Genomic DNA, 16,188 nt, shown 5'->3' on the forward strand with positions numbered 1-16,188 from the left:
CCGCTGGGTAACGGTAAAACTACCCATAGACCCGAATGATCTCGGGCTTCCTTTTCGAAAGTCAATGAATGGAAAATAAACGCCTTCCCGCAGTCGCGGCAGCGGGCGCAGCATTTCTGTTCCTGTAGCTGAGGTATCCATATGTTTTTTGTTCACGCCCTGAAGATTGGCACTAAACTTCTGATTTTGACAAGCATAACAGTCGCCATCGGTGCGAGCGTCAGCATCTATGAAGCGACGAAACTTCAATCCATCGATAATACATACAGCGATGTCCTGGATCGTGATGCGGCCGGCTCCATAAAGCTCGCCGAGATCACCGGAAATTCGGATTCTCTTGGACGCGTTCTCTATCGCATGATCGCTGAATCGGATCCGCCCACCATAAAGGCGATGGAAAAGGAGCTAAACGACGTCTTTGGTGAAACAGAAAATTTCGTGGATCAGGCGGCCTCCCTTTATCCTGATCAAAAGGCTGATTTTGATAGTCTAAAGTCCGATCTTAAGAATTTGCGCGCAACGACCCCGGATATCATTGCCTCAGCTCAGAGCCCCGAAACGGATGCCGCATTGAAGCTCGCCAGCGCAAGTTTTGCGCCGATGCGCCTTAAATTCGATGCCAATGCTACAAAACTTTATGACTGGGCGAAGTCGGAACTGAAACGCAAGAACGATGCGGCAAGCGTGGTAACAGACGCCACGATCTTTACGAGCTATGGGGTACTCGCAGTAGGAGCCGTCCTCGCGATCATTCTGGGAATTTTGATGAGCCTCACGCAGGTTGTGCGGCCGATCAGGCGCCTGACGGATGCCATGGCCGAACTTGCCAGCGACAAGCTCGAGACGGATGTACCCTTTACCGATATGCCCAACGAGATTGGTTCCATGGCGCGGGCTGTGGAAGTATTCAAGCAGAATGGCATCAAGGTACGCGACTTGAGCGCCCAGGAATCGGCGTTGCAAGCCAAGAGCGCCGATCTTCAATCGAGCATCGCGGCGGTCGTGTCCGCCGCTGTGTCCGGCGACTTTACCCAACGTATCACGCAGGACTACGGCAATGACGATCTCAACCGCTTTGCCATGGGTGTGAACGAACTGGTGGCCTCTGTCGATCGCGGAATTGCGGAAACCCGCCGCGTCGTTTCGGCCCTGGCCGAGGGCGATCTGACGGACGCGATGAAAGGCAATTTCCAGGGGGCCTTCGGCGAGTTGCAACAGAACGTCAATGCAACGATGTCCAATTTGGGCTCTGTCCTCGGCGAGGTGCGTTCAGCGATTGATACGATCAATGCCGGTGCCGACGAGATGCGGACGGGATCCGGTGACCTTTCAAAGCGCACCGAGCAGCAGGCTGCGTCTCTGGAGGAAACATCCTCGGCTCTCGAGGAAATCACCGCCGCAGTCAAGAACTCCACCGAGCGGGCGTTCGAAGCAAGCCACATGGTCGATGAGGCGCGCCGAAGCACGGAACTCTCAAGCACGGTCGTCGAGGAGGCCATATCCGCCATGGGTCGCATCGAGCAGGCCTCTGGCGAGATCAGCCAGATTATCAACGTAATCGATGAAATCGCTTTTCAGACCAACCTGCTGGCGCTCAATGCCGGCGTTGAGGCGGCACGCGCTGGCGACGCGGGCAAGGGCTTTGCCGTTGTCGCCCAGGAGGTCCGCGAACTTGCCCAGCGGTCGGCCGCCGCCGCCAAGGACATCAAGGGGCTGATTTCCCGCTCAGGCGATGAGGTCCATTCCGGCGTCAAGCTTGTGACGGAAACCGGCAAGGCGCTTGGACTGATTCAGGGCCATGTGGTCAAGATCAACGAACATGTCCATTCGATCGCCACCGCAGCCAAGGAGCAGTCGACCGGGCTGCATGAGGTTAGTACCGCCGTCAACCAGATGGATCACGTCACCCAGCAAAACGCCGCGATGGTGGAGGAATCGACTGCGGCTACCAATCGGCTGGCCGATGAAGCGGCAAGCCTCGCGCGGCTTATCGCTCGCTTCAAGCTGGATACGCGCTCCGCACCGCAGGCTGCAAGCCGGACGAGCAAACCTACCGCTTCACCTGCCCGAGCCCTGGCTAACAGGCTTGCCGGCGCCTTTGGCAGCCGTGGCGGGCAAGCTCAGACGGAGTGGAGCGAATTCTGATGGTGCGGCGGCCTGACAGCAAAATACGCTGCCAGGCTGCACAGGCCATCATCACGCTGTCACCTCGTTCGTCAGGTGACAGCGCCATGCCAATGAAACACGGACCCATTGTGAAGAGAAACCTGCAAATGCCCCATCGCAAAATAAGTCTCACCCATCCGATTATTCTTGAAGACGCCGACATTCAGGCGTTGCTCGAACATGAGAGGGAAAAACTCATCCAAACGACAAATTTTCTCGAAGCTATTTGCGCGAAACTTTCGGCGCGCCATGGCGTACCGCGCCTGTCTATCGTCGATGGCAACTCTCCGCTCGAGGCTGCGGAAGGTTGCCATGACTGATCGTACTTAACTCGCCCTGCTCAGCGGTCACTGAAATCGATAATCTTCTTTCAACTGCCAGCGACAAGGCAGCGCCCGGATCGGAAATGCTGTGAATTCTCTTCGTAAGCCCCAGACCTCCGTCGAGCTCCATATTCGATCGATCGGCCGTTATTTTGTGATCGCGGTCATCATAATGACGCTACTGATCGTGGCAACCTACAAGACCGTTTCGATTGCGCTTGACCGACATTCACTGCAGCAAGATATCAGTTACCTGCTTGGACGGCAGTTCATCCGCTTTCAGCAACTCTCCAATCAGACACGGGCGATCATGCGTGCTTCTGCGGACCAGACGACTCCTGACTATGTCGTTACGCCCATGATTGACAACGTGCGCGACGCCATCATCACCATCCGCAGACTCAACATTGAACTGGACAAGCTCCATGGGGAAATTGCACAGAATTTCCTAGAACGGCTCAATCCGAGAGACGAGGCCGTGGAAAATCTTCGGGCTGAATTCGAAGGTCGGCTGGAAGATTTTCTCGACCGGGCCGAGCGTGTCATCGCTGCCCCGCGGGAAGACAGGCGCGAGCGCTATTCCTTCTGGGGCCCGATCGATTTTGCCGTCGCTTCCGACAGCCTGCTTATGCGCCAGTTCAGTACGCTGATCGAAAGCGCCCACGACAGAAGTGAAAGCAGCATCAGCCACGCGCGCCTGATAAGCACGCTGCTTCTCAGCCTCAACGCCGCCGCGCTGATTTCAGCGACCGTTCTGCTTTTCCTGCCCCTGCTTCGAAACCTGCGTGACGAACACCGCCGCACCCGCGATTTCGAGGTCAGGCTTACGCATTTGGCGCATTTCGACGCCTTGACGGGCTTGAATAACCGGTCCTCCTTCAATGACGCGTTGAGTGGATTATTCAACAATCTGGAAAAGACCGGTGCTGGTTTCGCCATGCTGCTTGTCGATCTCGATCATTTCAAAGACATTAACGACAGTCTAGGACATCCTGCCGGAGACGTGGTTCTCAAGCAGGTAGCGCACATCCTTCGGAAGATCTTTTATTCAGGCGAGGTCGTTGCAAGGCTGGGAGGTGATGAATTCGCAATCCTTCTGCCCGGAATCGACAATGCATCGACGCTTGAAGCCATTGCGCATAATGCAGTGGCGGCGATTGCAAGTGCCTATCCTCTGGCGGGACGTTTCCTGCCTGTGTCGGCCAGTATCGGAGGCGCTGTGGCTCCCCTGCATGCAAGCGATGAGGGTATGCTGACCCAGATTGCCGATCTTGCGCTTTATGCGGCCAAGGGAAAGCGAAACACGGCGACGATTTTCGACGAGAGCTCACATACTCAGCGCCTCCAGGACATCCAGCTTGCAGCAGGCCTCGCTGCCGCCATCGACCGCGACGAGTTCGTCGTCCATTATCAGCGCAAGATCGACCTTCAGACGGGTGGGCATCTCGGTTTTGAGGCGCTGGTGCGCTGGCAGCATCCCGAACTCGGCCTTCTGCCGCCCGCGCGATTCCTGCATCTCATCAAAAGAAATAATTTCATACGCGGCATGACACGTTGCGTCGTCAACACGGTGGCCTCTGACCTCAGGGCATGGAAGGCAAAAGGGCTGCAGCCGGGATCAGTCGCCATCAACCTTCCCGAAGCGATGCTGGTCGGGAAGGATGGCTTTGAGCTGATCGACGCTACAATCCACGCAAACGGTCTGGATTGGGAAGATCTAGCGGTCGAGGTGACGGAGGACGTCTTCCTCAACCGCGGAGCGGACCAGATACGAGAAACCATCACCGAGTTTCGTCGCAGGGGCATGTCGGTGGCGCTGGACGACTTCGGCACCGGCTTCGCATCGCTGGTGCATCTGCGTGACTTTCCATTCGATGAACTGAAGATCGACAGGAGCTTCGTTACCGATCTCGGCACGGATATCCGATCCGAGCAGATCGTCACAGCCATGATCGATCTTGCACGCAGTCTCGGCAAGCGGTGCGTTGCTGAAGGGATAGAAACCCCGGCGCAGTATGATTTTCTTCTCCGGGCGCGCTGCGACATTGGTCAGGGATATCTTTTCGCCCGACCTGAAGCTGCCAGCGACGTGATCACGCGTCTGACGGCTCGCGCACCCGCACAGTCTAACGTGCTGTTTCACCTGCGTCAGGCTACAGGCTGAACAGTTCGCAAACAGCAAGAGCCCGAGTAGCCAAACCATCGACGGAGACGCATATGAAACTGCATGCAGGTATAAGGCTGGCGATTTCTCTTCTTTTATCCTCCGCTGCGACCGCTGCCGGCGCGGACGACGGGATGTCCGTGGATGTCGTCCACTTCTGGGTGTCGAAAAGCGAATCCGCAGCATTGGACGTTCTCCGTAACAGCTGGTCCGCCGCAGGCAATCAATGGGCGGACATTCCGGTCGAAAACAAGATTGCAGAGCAGCGGCTGGTGAGCGATCGCATCGCCAACGGTTACGCACCGGCAGCCATGCAGTGGAACGCCAATGAAGGTTCCCGGGAACTGCCCGAAATGGGGGTGGTGCAGGACATTGACGACGTCGCCTTGGCTGAAAAATGGCATGATGTCATTCCTGCCTCTGTGCTCGCCCGGATATCCTACAGGGGGAAAGTCTATTTCGCCCCGACCAGTATCCACGCAGAAAACTGGCTGTGGACGAGCACGAAACTCTTCAAGGACATTGCCGTTACTATACCTCGGTCATGGGATGAAATTTTCGATACGGCCGAAAAGATCAGAGCATCAGGAAAGATCGCCATCGCCCTTGGTGGAAAACCATGGGAAACCTCGCTTATCTTCAACGACATCATTTTCGAGGTCTTTGGAGCTGAGGGTTACAAAAGGCTAATCAGTGGCGACCCGGCACTGGTTCAAGGTCCGCAGATGGCCGAGGCACTGACCATCCTACGCCGTCTTTCCCGATATGCCGCGCCGTATGAGGAACGCAAGGGCAAGACATGGGCAGATGCGACAGCTGCCGTCGGCGCGGGCGAGGCAGGCATGCAATTCATGGGCGATTGGGCAAAGGGCGAATTGTTGGCGCGCGGCTACCGTGTTGGTGATGACTTTGACTGCAGCCTCGTTCCGGGGACATCCATAGCATATTTCATGGTGGTCGATGCTTTCGCATTCCCGATTGCCAACCGTGATGGCGTGGCCGACGCCCAGCGCGCATTCGCGCGCATGATCCTCAACAGGGAAAATCAGGTTGCGTTCAGTCGTATCAAAGGGTCATTGCCAGTACGGGTCGACGTCGATCCAACTGCCCTGGACCGTTGCGGGAAGCTCGGGCTGGAAATGATAAGGGCAAAGAAGGGCGAGGTAAGCGCACAGTCTCAGGCGATGCCGAGCCAGATGTCGGAAGGCTGGATCGGCATCATCGGCGACTATTTCAACGATGAAACGATTTCTCCTGAACAAACGCAACAACGGCTTCTCGAACTCCTCAGTCAGCACTGATTGTTTTGGCCTTGTCGCTGTCCCGACGCGCAACGCCGACTTCATAAAGTCTGAAGTGGAATGTCACGGCTTTCAACAGAGTAATCCACGCACTGAAAAATTTCAGTGGAACGCGCACGGCACTGCGGGAAATGAATAATTCCCAGGGGCCTGACCGGGAAACATGTCCGATCAACGCACCTCAAAAACGAGCATTTTTTCACAGACTGGCGGGAAAATCGGTCTATGCAGAGACGAAGATCATGAATTGCTTCGGAAAGCTATAAACGCTTGTAAAGCGAAATCTAATTCAGCTAAGCTTATGGCAGTGAATTCTGAAAAGACATTCTTCAAAATTCAACTATTGATTGGGAATTCGTAAAAGTCATACAGAAGTCGATACGGATATGGTTTATGTTTCAACTATTCTACCTCAGTTAGTATTTCATGCCCGAAAATAAATTAACCGATTTCAATCCACAATTCAAAGGCGAAACCTTCGAGGACATGGTTGACGCGTTGACGGCAGGGTTTGGTCATTTCGAAGCGTCGCGGACCGACAGGCAACAGTTGCTCGATTGGAAAGTCGGTTTCTGGGGTAACGAACAATTGTCGTTGGTAAGCAATCAGGATCTTGGCGGCTGGGGCGCGAGGACGGTAGGGGAAACGCCCGAATGTCTTGCAATTCTTCTGCCACGAATGGGCGCGCTCGATGTCAAACTTGGCAACACCACGGTCGCAGGCATGAAAGGTCGGTTGCTCGTGATGAACAACCGCGAACCGGAAAGCGTCTCCGTTAATAGCGGCTTCCACCGTTCTGATACGGTGAGCCTGAGCTGGAAGACAATATCCCAAACCTTTGCGGCCATGGTGGACACGCCGTTGGTCGGCGGAATGGATTTGTCGCCCGTTGCGGACCTTTCATCAGGTACAGGTCAACTGATCGGCAGTCTGGTGGAGACTATCATTCTCGGAATGCGCAACGATGGGCCGCTGCTCAGATCTCCCATTGCCATGGCGAATTTGACGCAGGCCTTGGCGGATATTGTCATCCGTCTTCTTCCTCATAGGCACTCGTATCTCCTGGACAACAAAGTCCATCTCTTATCGCCAAGGCATGTCAATCGCGCCATCGAATTCATGCATCTGAATATCGGGCAGCCCATAACCATGCGAAACGTGGCCGAGGCGGCGGGTACTTCCCTTCGCGCACTCGAAGTCAGCTTTCGCGACTTCAAGCAGATGACACCATCAGGCTATCTTCGGAAAATCCGCCTGCAAGCTGCGCGCAGCGATTTGCTAAATCCATTAAACCAGCTATCGCTGAGGGACATCAGCCTCAAGTGGGGATTTCTCCATTTCGGACGCTTTTCCGCGACCTATCGCGCCGGCTACGGAGAAAATCCGTCAGATACGAAAAGGCGGTCCAGGATAAGCACGTAACTACAAGTGCTCTGATTTTCGAAATCCCGGAGAAAACTTGGGTCTCAGGTCAGACGCCATGTAGCCTTGTTCCATGGGCGAGGGTGCAATTGGCAGGCCATTTATCGCAGGAATTTCCGGCATTGCCGTTCCGTGCTTTCAAAGCGTGAAGTGCAAGGATGCCGGCGCACCGTAGGAAGCGGATTTTAGAACTTCACCGATAGCGTCGCTTTGACCCCATGCTGTTGGGCGTCTTCAGCAATCTGGCCGGAATAGGCAATACCGAGAGTGGAGCTTGGGTTGAGGTCGTAGTCGAGCCCGGCAGCAAAGATGAAGGCGTTGCGCGCCACCGGGATGCCGGCGACGGTGAAGTCGCCGCCTCCCGCAAAAGTATGCGTCGTCAGCGGAACGGTATCACCGGCCGCATGCYGCCAGCCCGACATGCCGCGCAGGGTGGCATTCGCTTCCCCCAAGCGAATATCCATTTCGGCATGCAGGCCAAGTGTGGCGATGGTGGTATTGGTGAGCGCGGCGGCCCCGCCGTCTTCTGTGAACCCCGCAGTCCGAAGGGCCACGTGAGCGAGATTGACGAAGGGCTCGAAAGACACCGCCGTCGCATCGAAGCGATATCCGAGCTCGGCAAAGGCCTGCAGTGTGCCGGCGCCGTAACTCGCATCAAGCCTCTCCTCTAAGCTTCCGATCACGACGCGGCGGCGAGTATCAAGCTCGTGCCAAGTATGGGCAAGGCCGGAGCGGAAAGCTAGATTGCCCCACTGCGTGCCGGCATAGAGACCAAGGTGATAATCGTCGCTCGATCCCGATGAGGCGTTTTGGCGCGGGTTAAAGCCTGAATTGCCGTAACCCGCCATCAGGCCGAGCCTGAAGTCATCGAAGGTGGTATCGACGCCGACGAGAAATCCACCGGTCTGATGGCGCAGCGTAGCGGCGTTGCCATCCGTGGATGTCTCGCTCAGTCCGCCAAAGGCCGTACTCCAGAAAACCGGCCTTTCCCACGTATCGGCGGCGATCGGTTCCGGACCGCGCGGCTGGAAGGCCTGTATCGGGAATGCGGTGGCACCGGGATCACCGAAAGCGGAGCGCAGGCGCTCATTGGCGGCATCGCGGACAAAGAGGCTATTGGCGATCATCGCCGTCTTGATCGAGGCGTGGATTTCGCCGGAAAGGGCGTTCAAGCTCGCCTGGATCTCTGACCTGTCGTCCGCCAATGTGACGATCGCGTCGTAGACGTTGTTGCCGGTCCCGAGTTGCTCGGCGGTACCCGCCGCCGCAATCTGGTTGCGCGTCGCCGCCATGTCGGTGAAACTCACGTCGTTGCGCGCGATCTGCAGATAGACGTTGTTCAGATCATAGGAGAGGTCGGCTGCCAGGAAGGCGTATTTGGAGGTGACCGCGCCGAATGTGCCACTGATCCCGCCGGTTGCGGTCAGGATAGTATAGGGGGAGAAGGGTTTGTAGTTGCCATTCATCCCAACATGGGTGACGGAGGCGCCGTTTAGAAACGCGGTGCCGGCGACCGAGATGAAATCGCTGGCGGTGCCGGCGGGATCGACCTCGACTTCATAGGTGGAGCCCGGATCGAAAATGAGGTTGCCGCCGACAGTCAATGTTCCGATGGAGTTGCCGGGTGCAACAGTGACGCCCGCGCCGGCGTTCAGCGTACCAATGGCCCCCGAGCCGCCCAGTCTACTGCCCGTCATCGTCAGGGTGCCGCCAAGGCTGCCATTGACGACCAGGCCGCCGCCCGACACGATCGTCGTGCCGGCAAAGCCCGAACTGTTGCCAGTCAGGAACAAGGTGCTGCTGCCGCGTTTGGTGAGATCGCCGCTGCCGGAGAATATGCCGCCATAGGTGCCGTCGCTCGCTTGGTCGATGGTCAAGTCGGCGTTGCCAATCGCGATCTCGCCGCCGTGTCCTGAAAGCTGCCCCATGGTCAGGTTGAATCCACCGAGATCAAGGACACCGCCATTAACCGCGTAGGCGCCGTTCTGCACGAAAGCGCCGGCGCTGCCCGCCAGCAACGTGCCGGTCTCGACCGTCGTCACCCCGCTATAGATGTCGGTGCCGGAAAGCGTCAACGTACCGGTGCCCTGCTTGGTGAGGCCGCCGGTCCCTTGCAGATCTGTTGATATACCGACGGCAAAGCCGTTCGTATCGATAAAGGCGCCACCGGCATCGATCGTTACCTCCCCGGCGCCGAAGCCGCGCAGGAAATTCGCCTCGCTGCCCGTTGCGCGCAGAATCCCGCCGTCGAAAACGAGGTTTGCGTTACCGGCTCCTCTCTCGACGTAACCCGTCTCCAGAACGCCGCGTTCGTTTCCGGCACTTCCGCCAATCTCCACCGTTCCCGTGGAGCCGGAATCGTCGGCAATGACGATCTTGGACGCAGAAACCATGCCGCCATCGCTAATCGTGACACTGCCTCTGCCGAATTCGCCGACGAAGAGTGCACCTGAGCTGATCCAGCTCGAGCCCGTGCCGGTCACGCTCACCACACCACTGCCGACTGAACTGAAGCCGACATAGCCTTGGCTGCCGGCGACGGAGCCGCCATTTGAAATGGTTAGCGTTCCCGTTCCGGCCTCGCCGACTGAGACGTACGTAGCATTGTTCCAGACCGAATTTGCGCCCGTGACGATGACCTCGCCGATGGCGCTGGAATCATTGCTGATATAACCGGATGCGCTATTGACCGTGCCGCCATTCGAGATGGTGAGCGTGCCGGTGCCGCTATCGCCGATGTAGGTGTCCTGGGAGCTGGTCCAGGTCGAACCTGCACCAGTGACCGTGACCGAACCGCTCGCGCCGGAGAAATAGCCGACATGGCTGGCCACACTATCGACCACGCCGCCATCTTCGACGCTGAGCGTGCCGGCGCCCTGATGGCCGACAAAGAGGGTGTCGTAATTAGTCCAGGTGGAGCCCGGCCCCGTCACCGCTACGGTGCCACCCGCACCCGGATCGACGCCGAGCACGCCGATATCATTGCTGACATCGCCGCCATTCCGGATGATGAGGGCTGCGTCGTCACCGCTTTGCTCTCCTATCAAGAGGTCATTATTGATCGTCCATGGGCTTGGTTGCGTGCCCGCACCGGTTGCGCCCGGATCTGTGCCGTCGACAATCTTCGTATCGCTGCCACCGATGACCTGTTGCGCCCATCCCGGCACCACGACGAGCGCCAGCGCCAGCGCCGATGCGCACGACAATGTCATAGCTTGTCGCAGGCCCATTCCTTGGATAGTTGCCTCATCGAGCCATTTGGCCATGTCTTTGTCCGATAGTCGCTTCCTCTAAAGAAGAATAAAGGGCAATCGATTTAATATTTCGTTATGGTTAATATCTAATTTAGTCTATTAGCGATCTTTTTCGTCTCCACAATGAGCGAACGACAGCTTAATTTTTCTGCTCTTGCCAAGTTAAGCTTTGTTACTCGATCAACGCCACGATGACTGAGCGCGATATCAAGGCGGTCGGCGCTGTCACAGGCGCGAACTATGGCCGCCTGATGCGGGGGTAACCCCACTCGGCGCCTGGAGGCAATGGCCAAGCAACGAACCGCCGAGGCTCGGGGCGCAGCCCTCTACGTCGACAATCTCTTGGCCAATTCTGTCGAGGAAGCGAGTGCTGCTGGCGTTACTGACCGCGATCCCCTTGAGGCGACCGATTATTACCGCACGCCGCGTGGCCAGAAGCCGAATGGTTTGAACCGTTCATCCCTGTCGCATCAGGCTGCGGCAGTCAGTTGGGATGCATTCCATCTCGCCGAAGTTCTGTTGACCCAGCCTCTCTACGTCGTGGTGGGCGATCAGGTCGGAGCCTTCGGCGCTTACCGCGATGGCTGCGAGATCGTCGAGCGTGCTACCTCGAAGAAGAAGGAACCGGTCGTCGTTGAAAGGTGGTCGCACTATGATCTCTATGACAAACCGGAGCCGGTCGGAAAGGCGCTGGCAAAGCTGATCCCTTTCTACAAGGAAAACCTCTGAGCATGACCAAGCGGCCGTCATGTAAAGTGGCGACCGCCCAACATGCCCTCCCGCGCAGTCGCCTCGTTTACCTGCCCTAACTGGTCAATCGCTAGTGATAGGTATCTACACCGCTAAAAATCATGCATTTGTCGAAAACCGCGATTGTCAGTCTTGGTTCGATTCCCTTCAAGGCGAATTCTTCACGTCGCTGAATTGCTGCCGATCAAAGGGGGGCGACACAAGGTGCACTCTCCAGATCTTCTGCGCGTGGTATCGCCGATTGCGCGCCTTTCGACAAGCATGTGATCGCCGCCGCGGTTGCCGCTCGTTCCAGTGACTGTGAGAAGGTCATGCCCTGATCGAGGCCACTGACGAGATAGCCGCAGAACGTGTCGCCCGCTCCGACAGTATCGACCGGTTGAATACTTGCGCTTTTCACTTTTATGAGTTCTCCATTCCGAATGGCAATCACGCCGTCCTTGCCAAGCGTCACGACGAAGGTCTGTCCACTCTTTGCATGAAGACGGCGGAGCGCCTCCACACGCCCCTGTTCGTTGATCGCGGGAGAACCCGCAAGCATATCGAATTCGGTCTCGTTCGAGATGACAATGTCCGCGAGCGCGGCCAGCCGAAGTGCATCTTCGCCGTGTTCAGTATCGTGATGGCGCCGTGCTCGCGTGCGGCAGTAAGAGCATGCTCGACCGTGGTTGCCGGGATTTCCAGCTGCATCATCATTAGGTCTCCCGCATCAGCCCCTTCGAATGCTGCGTTGGCACGACGGACATCAACTGCGTCGTTTGCTCCTGCAATGACAGTGATCATGTTTTCGCCCGATGCATCGACAAGGATGACGGCCGTTCCGGTCGCCAAGCATACTGTCTTGACCATTGACAGATACGTCCCTGCCTCGCGTAGGAGGTTTAACGCAGTCTCGGCGAAGTGGTCACTACCGACGGCACCAACCATGCGTACCTTTCTTCCTGACCGCGTCGCCGCCAGCGCCTGATTGGCGCCTTTGCCGCCGGGCGAGGTCTCGAAGGTGCGACCTACAACTGTCTCTCCCGCGACAGGTAGCCGTTCGGCAGTGGCAACAAGATCCAAGTTTATTGATCCCAGAACTGTGATCATGTGTGCAATTCCTCTCGCGATGTCCATTGAAATTGCCGATGTGTCTCAACCAAACATGTTTTCGACCAATGGGTTGAACGATTCTCTGTATCTGCAGCTTGACACTGTCACGACCGTGGATAGTGTAGTGGTCATACCACGGTATGGACAAATGATGACAGAGAAAAAATCGATCAGACGTGAAACGCAGGAAGCAGGAGCCCACAATCGGGTTTCCGCGTTCCTTCGTGACCAACTGTTGTCCGGCGAACTGAAGGTAGGAGACTGTCTCTTGCCGGAGCGTGAGCTTGCGAGACTTTTGAATGTCAGTCGGCCCGTCCTGCGCGAGGCTTTACGCGCTCTGTCCATGATTGGTGCTGTCGAAATACGGCATGGTGTCGGCACGATCGTGAAGAGGCCGGATGCATCGGCTCTCGGCGACGTCTTCAGCTTCATGCTTGCGCACGAGTCCAACGTTACGGCCGATATCATGGAGGCGAGAAGGGCGATCGAGCATCATGCCGTGCGGCTGGTGTGCCAGCGGGCGACTGAGCAGGACCTGGCGAATATCGCCAATGCGCTCAGGCATATTGTTGAGACGATCGACAATCCGGACGCTGGTGGCGTCGCGGACTTCCAGTTCCATGAGGCCATCGTCAACGCTGCGCACTCAACAACGCTGTCGACGATCTATGCGTCGATCTCGCAGTTGATGATGCGTTCGCACCTTGAGCGCCGCGAAAAAATCATTCGTGTCGATGGAATCGAGGAATTCCTGATCGACCACCATCGGTTGATCCTTGAGGCTCTGGTAGCCCGTGACCGGGTTCGAGCCGATGATTTGCTGCACCAACATTTCGAGATCGGCGCCGATTTCCGTCGCCGGGCAAGTCTGCACGAACTGGCAAAAGGAGCAGTTGCTCCAGCCTAGTTCATTCATTCAAATAGGGAGGATATTCATGAATATTGTCATCGGTAGCGACCACGCGGGTTTTCCGTTGAAGGCTGAAGTAGTCGCGGTACTCAAGGAGCTCGGTCACAAGGTCAAGGACATCGGCAGCTTTACGCCGGATCCGGTCGATTTTCCGGATATTGCAGGGCTCCTCTGCAAGAAGGTGCGTGACGGTTCTGCGGAACGCGGCATCCTCGTCTGCGGAACCGGTGTCGGTGCTGCCATCGCCGCCAACAAGATCAACGGCATCCGCGCAGCGGTCTGCCACGACGTGCACTCGGCGCACCAGAGTGTCGAACATGACGACGTCAACGTGATGTGTATTGGCGCGAAGATCGTAGGGCCGTGGCTCGCACGCGATCTGGTCGTCTCGTACCTGGACGCTCAATTCGACCGAAACGAGGATTTCGTCCGTCGCGTCGAAAAGCTCTCGGCATTGGAAAAGGCGCAGTAAGCCGCCTTACCAATTCAATGGGAGATCAGACATGACGACTAGCAATTTTCCGAAGCTCGCGTTTATCGGGCTTGGCGTGATGGGCAGGGAGATGGCCTGCCACCTCATCGCCGCCGGATACCGGGTTCGGGTTTTTGACATCTCGACGGACGCTGTTTCAGCACTCGTAAGTCAGGGCGGTATTGCGACCGAGAGCGTGGCCGATGCGGTCTCCGATGCGGAGATTGTCATCTCGATGTTGCCGAACACGCCCCAGGTCGAAGAGGTCGTCTATCGTGACGGCGTGGTCGACCATATGCCAAGCGGCGGCATCTTCATTGACATGAGCACGATTTCGCCTGAGGCGACGCGGTCTATGGCTTCGGATCTATCCGCGAAATCCATTGCCATGCTTGACGGTCCGGTTTCGGGTGGTCCGATCGGTGCGAAAAACGGCGCTCTGTCGATCATGGTCGGAGGCGACGGTACCGCCTTCGCACGCGCCGAAACGGTGCTGAAGGTTATGGGTACGACCGTCACCCATGTTGGTGCGCCCGGTGCAGGCCAGACCGTGAAGCTCTGCAATCAGCTCATCTGCGCCGTCAACATTCAGGCGATCTGCGAGGCCTTGGCCCTTGGCAGGGCAAGCGGTGTTGATCTTGACCAGATGCGCGACGTGCTGCTCGGCGGTTCCGCATCCTCCTGGATGCTCGAAAAGCTTGGTCCGGCGATGATTGCAGGGGATGCCAGTGCAGGCTTCCGCATCGACCTGATGCTGAAGGATCTCAGGTTAGTACTGGAGATGGCGGGGCAGAAGGATGTCCCGATGCCGGCAACGTCGCTCGTCACCTCGCAATATGTCGAGGCGAGGGCGCATGGGGAGGGATCTAACGGCAATCAGGCGTTGTTCCGGGTTTATGACCGGATGACGGGACAGAACCAGCCACAACTCACGGCAGCTCACCCATGACGTTCGATTTCTCGGTAGTCCTCCTGCGCTGGCAGATGCTTGTCGATGGCATGGCGCTGACGGCACAGTTGGCTTTGATCACGACGGTGACCGGCTTCCTGATCGGAACGGCGTGCGCGATCGCTCGCCGTTCCGGCGGGCCGGTGCTTCGGAGGATCGCAACGGTCTATGTCGAGAGCATCCGCAACACGCCGTTTCTGGTGCAGATCTTCGTGATCTATTTCGGGCTTTCGAGCCTGGGCTATTCCTTCGGAGCGATTGTCGTCGCTGTCCTTGCCCTGACGGTCAATGTCGGAGCCTATACCGCAGAGATCATGCGTGCAGGTTTCGACTCCATCCAGAAAGGACAATGGGAGGCGGGCGAATGCCTTGGCCTGTCACCGGTGCAGCTCTACTGGCATGTCGGATTGCGTCCTGCGATGGAGCGTGTGTATCCCGCGCTGACCAGCCAGTTCATTCTTCTGATGCTTGCCTCGTCGGTGACTTCACAGATTTCGGCGGAGGAGTTGACCGCTGCCGGCAACTTCATCCAGTCGGAAACCTATCGGCCATTCGAGACCTATCTCGTCATCGCCGTGATCTATCTTTTCCTGTCCCTCGTCATGCGTGCGCTCTTCTGGGCGCTGGGCATGGCCTTGTTCCCGCGCCGCCGCAGGCTCGGAACGCCGTTGTAAAGGGAGGCGACCAGTGACAACAGCATTCAACCAAAATCATCTGATGTTCCTTCTGGAAGGCGCTCTATGGACCATTGTCCTGAGCGGGATGGCATTCATCGGAGGAGGGATCGTCGGCTTCCTCGTCGCGCTTGGCCGCATCACGCCCTCGCGTGCCGTCCGCCTTATCACGGCGACCTACGTTCAATTGATCCAGGGCACACCGCTTCTGGTCATCATGTTCATCATTTATTTCGGTCTGCCGACGCTCGGGCTCTCGATCACGCCTCTCTTCGCCGCCGGTATTTCATTGACGATCTACGTCAGCGCATATCTGGGTGAGATCTGGCGGGGATGCCTGGAATCCGTTCCAAAGGCACAATGGGAGGCAGCAGAGTGCCTGGCGCTTTCCCGCACTCAGCGGATGTTCAAGGTGATCCTGCCGCAAGCGGTCCGGATCGCAACGCCACCGACCGTCGGCTTTAGCGTGCAGATCGTCAAGAATACCTCGCTCGCGTCTGTTGTCGGCTTCGTGGAGCTGACCCGCGCAGGGCAGCTCATCAACAACTCGATCTTCGAGCCTTTCCTCATCTACCTCACCGTTGCCGCCCTCTATTTCTGCCTCTGCTTCCCTCTGTCGGCATTCAGCCAGCGGCTTGAGAACATGGGGTCGAGGCGACGTATTCAGGCGGAGCCGGAAACGCAGAGCGCAGCAATTCAGGGAGGCTGATC

General features: G+C 57.3%; 12 protein-coding genes and 1 pseudogene. 11 read left to right on the forward strand and 2 right to left on the reverse strand.

The window, feature by feature from the left end; genetic code table 11:
• The first annotated feature begins 141 nt into the window (after positions 1 to 141).
• The 5 genes from O8B93_RS24720 to O8B93_RS24740 all read left to right on the forward strand — a co-directional run bounded on the left by O8B93_RS24720 (position 142) and on the right by O8B93_RS24740 (position 7,376).
• Positions 142 to 2,145, forward strand: coding sequence for a HAMP domain-containing methyl-accepting chemotaxis protein (locus O8B93_RS24720; RefSeq protein ID WP_269712462.1), 2,004 nt, complete (start codon positions 142 to 144; stop codon positions 2,143 to 2,145).
• Positions 2,145 to 2,486: a hypothetical protein gene (locus O8B93_RS24725; protein ID WP_269712463.1), complete on the forward strand. Its 342-nt coding sequence runs from the start codon at positions 2,145 to 2,147 to the stop codon at positions 2,484 to 2,486. The genes O8B93_RS24720 and O8B93_RS24725 overlap by 1 nt, the downstream gene beginning before the upstream one ends.
• A 175-nt stretch (positions 2,487 to 2,661) precedes the next feature.
• Positions 2,662 to 4,653, forward strand: a complete 1,992-nt coding sequence (locus tag O8B93_RS24730) for a putative bifunctional diguanylate cyclase/phosphodiesterase (protein ID WP_269712464.1) — start codon at positions 2,662 to 2,664, stop codon at positions 4,651 to 4,653.
• Between the two features lie 53 nt (positions 4,654 to 4,706).
• On the forward strand, positions 4,707 to 5,954 hold the full coding sequence (locus O8B93_RS24735) for an ABC transporter substrate-binding protein (protein WP_269712465.1): 1,248 nt from the start codon (positions 4,707 to 4,709) through the stop codon (positions 5,952 to 5,954).
• 426 nt (positions 5,955 to 6,380) lie between these two features.
• Positions 6,381 to 7,376 (forward strand): helix-turn-helix transcriptional regulator, encoded by a 996-nt coding sequence (locus tag O8B93_RS24740; RefSeq protein ID WP_269712466.1) that lies wholly within the window; start codon positions 6,381 to 6,383, stop codon positions 7,374 to 7,376.
• Between the two features lie 185 nt (positions 7,377 to 7,561).
• On the opposite strand, the gene O8B93_RS24745 is transcribed toward O8B93_RS24740, so the two are convergent.
• Positions 7,562 to 10,642 (reverse strand): autotransporter outer membrane beta-barrel domain-containing protein, encoded by a 3,081-nt coding sequence (locus O8B93_RS24745; RefSeq protein ID WP_269712467.1) that lies wholly within the window; start codon positions 10,640 to 10,642, stop codon positions 7,562 to 7,564.
• A 273-nt stretch (positions 10,643 to 10,915) separates the two neighbouring features.
• Here O8B93_RS24745 and O8B93_RS24750 point away from each other — a divergent pair, with 273 nt between their 5' ends.
• Positions 10,916 to 11,359, forward strand: a complete 444-nt coding sequence (locus O8B93_RS24750; RefSeq protein WP_269712468.1) for an alpha/beta hydrolase family protein — start codon at positions 10,916 to 10,918, stop codon at positions 11,357 to 11,359.
• A 205-nt stretch (positions 11,360 to 11,564) separates the two neighbouring features.
• Here O8B93_RS24750 and O8B93_RS24755 read toward each other — a convergent pair.
• Positions 11,565 to 12,469 (reverse strand): annotated as a pseudogene (locus O8B93_RS24755) (ribokinase).
• A gap of 19 nt (positions 12,470 to 12,488) precedes the next feature.
• Here O8B93_RS24755 and O8B93_RS24760 point away from each other — a divergent pair.
• Genes O8B93_RS24760 through O8B93_RS24780 form a run of 5 tightly spaced genes read left to right on the forward strand, consistent with a single transcriptional unit; the run spans position 12,489 to position 16,186 of the window.
• Positions 12,489 to 13,379 (forward strand): FadR/GntR family transcriptional regulator, encoded by an 891-nt coding sequence (locus tag O8B93_RS24760; RefSeq protein WP_405049089.1) that lies wholly within the window; start codon positions 12,489 to 12,491, stop codon positions 13,377 to 13,379.
• A 28-nt stretch (positions 13,380 to 13,407) separates the two neighbouring features.
• A complete protein-coding gene (rpiB, locus tag O8B93_RS24765) occupies positions 13,408 to 13,854 on the forward strand; it encodes a ribose 5-phosphate isomerase B (RefSeq protein WP_269712469.1) in 447 nt (148 codons plus the stop codon).
• Between the two features lie 31 nt (positions 13,855 to 13,885).
• On the forward strand, positions 13,886 to 14,803 hold the full coding sequence (locus O8B93_RS24770; RefSeq protein WP_269712470.1) for an NAD(P)-dependent oxidoreductase: 918 nt from the start codon (positions 13,886 to 13,888) through the stop codon (positions 14,801 to 14,803).
• Positions 14,800 to 15,477 (forward strand): amino acid ABC transporter permease, encoded by a 678-nt coding sequence (locus O8B93_RS24775; protein ID WP_269712471.1) that lies wholly within the window; start codon positions 14,800 to 14,802, stop codon positions 15,475 to 15,477. The genes O8B93_RS24770 and O8B93_RS24775 overlap by 4 nt, the downstream gene beginning before the upstream one ends.
• Before the next feature lie 13 nt (positions 15,478 to 15,490).
• The gene (locus tag O8B93_RS24780) at positions 15,491 to 16,186 is read left to right on the forward strand and encodes an amino acid ABC transporter permease (protein WP_269712472.1); all 696 of its coding nucleotides are present in this window, start codon (positions 15,491 to 15,493) and stop codon (positions 16,184 to 16,186) included.
• Positions 16,187 to 16,188 lie beyond the last annotated feature (2 nt).

It is taken from the genome of Martinezella rhizogenes, from assembly GCF_027460065.1.
Taxonomy (GTDB): Bacteria; Pseudomonadota; Alphaproteobacteria; order Rhizobiales; family Rhizobiaceae; genus Agrobacterium; species Agrobacterium rhizogenes_C.

What these genes read in the sequence shown, in the direction of transcription:
- O8B93_RS24720 (WP_269712462.1), top strand. Translation starts at nt 142, where the DNA reads ATGTTTTTTGTTCACGCCCTGAAGATTGGCACTAAACTTCTGATTTTG.
- O8B93_RS24725 (WP_269712463.1), top strand. Translation starts at nt 2,145, where the DNA reads ATGGTGCGGCGGCCTGACAGCAAAATACGCTGCCAGGCTGCACAGGCC.
- O8B93_RS24730 (WP_269712464.1), top strand. Translation starts at nt 2,662, where the DNA reads ATGACGCTACTGATCGTGGCAACCTACAAGACCGTTTCGATTGCGCTT.
- O8B93_RS24735 (WP_269712465.1), top strand. Translation starts at nt 4,707, where the DNA reads ATGAAACTGCATGCAGGTATAAGGCTGGCGATTTCTCTTCTTTTATCC.
- O8B93_RS24740 (WP_269712466.1), top strand. Translation starts at nt 6,381, where the DNA reads ATGCCCGAAAATAAATTAACCGATTTCAATCCACAATTCAAAGGCGAA.
- O8B93_RS24750 (WP_269712468.1), top strand. Translation starts at nt 10,916, where the DNA reads ATGGCCAAGCAACGAACCGCCGAGGCTCGGGGCGCAGCCCTCTACGTC.
- O8B93_RS24760 (WP_405049089.1), top strand. Translation starts at nt 12,489, where the DNA reads ATGTCCATTGAAATTGCCGATGTGTCTCAACCAAACATGTTTTCGACC.
- rpiB (WP_269712469.1), top strand. Translation starts at nt 13,408, where the DNA reads ATGAATATTGTCATCGGTAGCGACCACGCGGGTTTTCCGTTGAAGGCT.
- O8B93_RS24770 (WP_269712470.1), top strand. Translation starts at nt 13,886, where the DNA reads ATGACGACTAGCAATTTTCCGAAGCTCGCGTTTATCGGGCTTGGCGTG.
- O8B93_RS24775 (WP_269712471.1), top strand. Translation starts at nt 14,800, where the DNA reads ATGACGTTCGATTTCTCGGTAGTCCTCCTGCGCTGGCAGATGCTTGTC.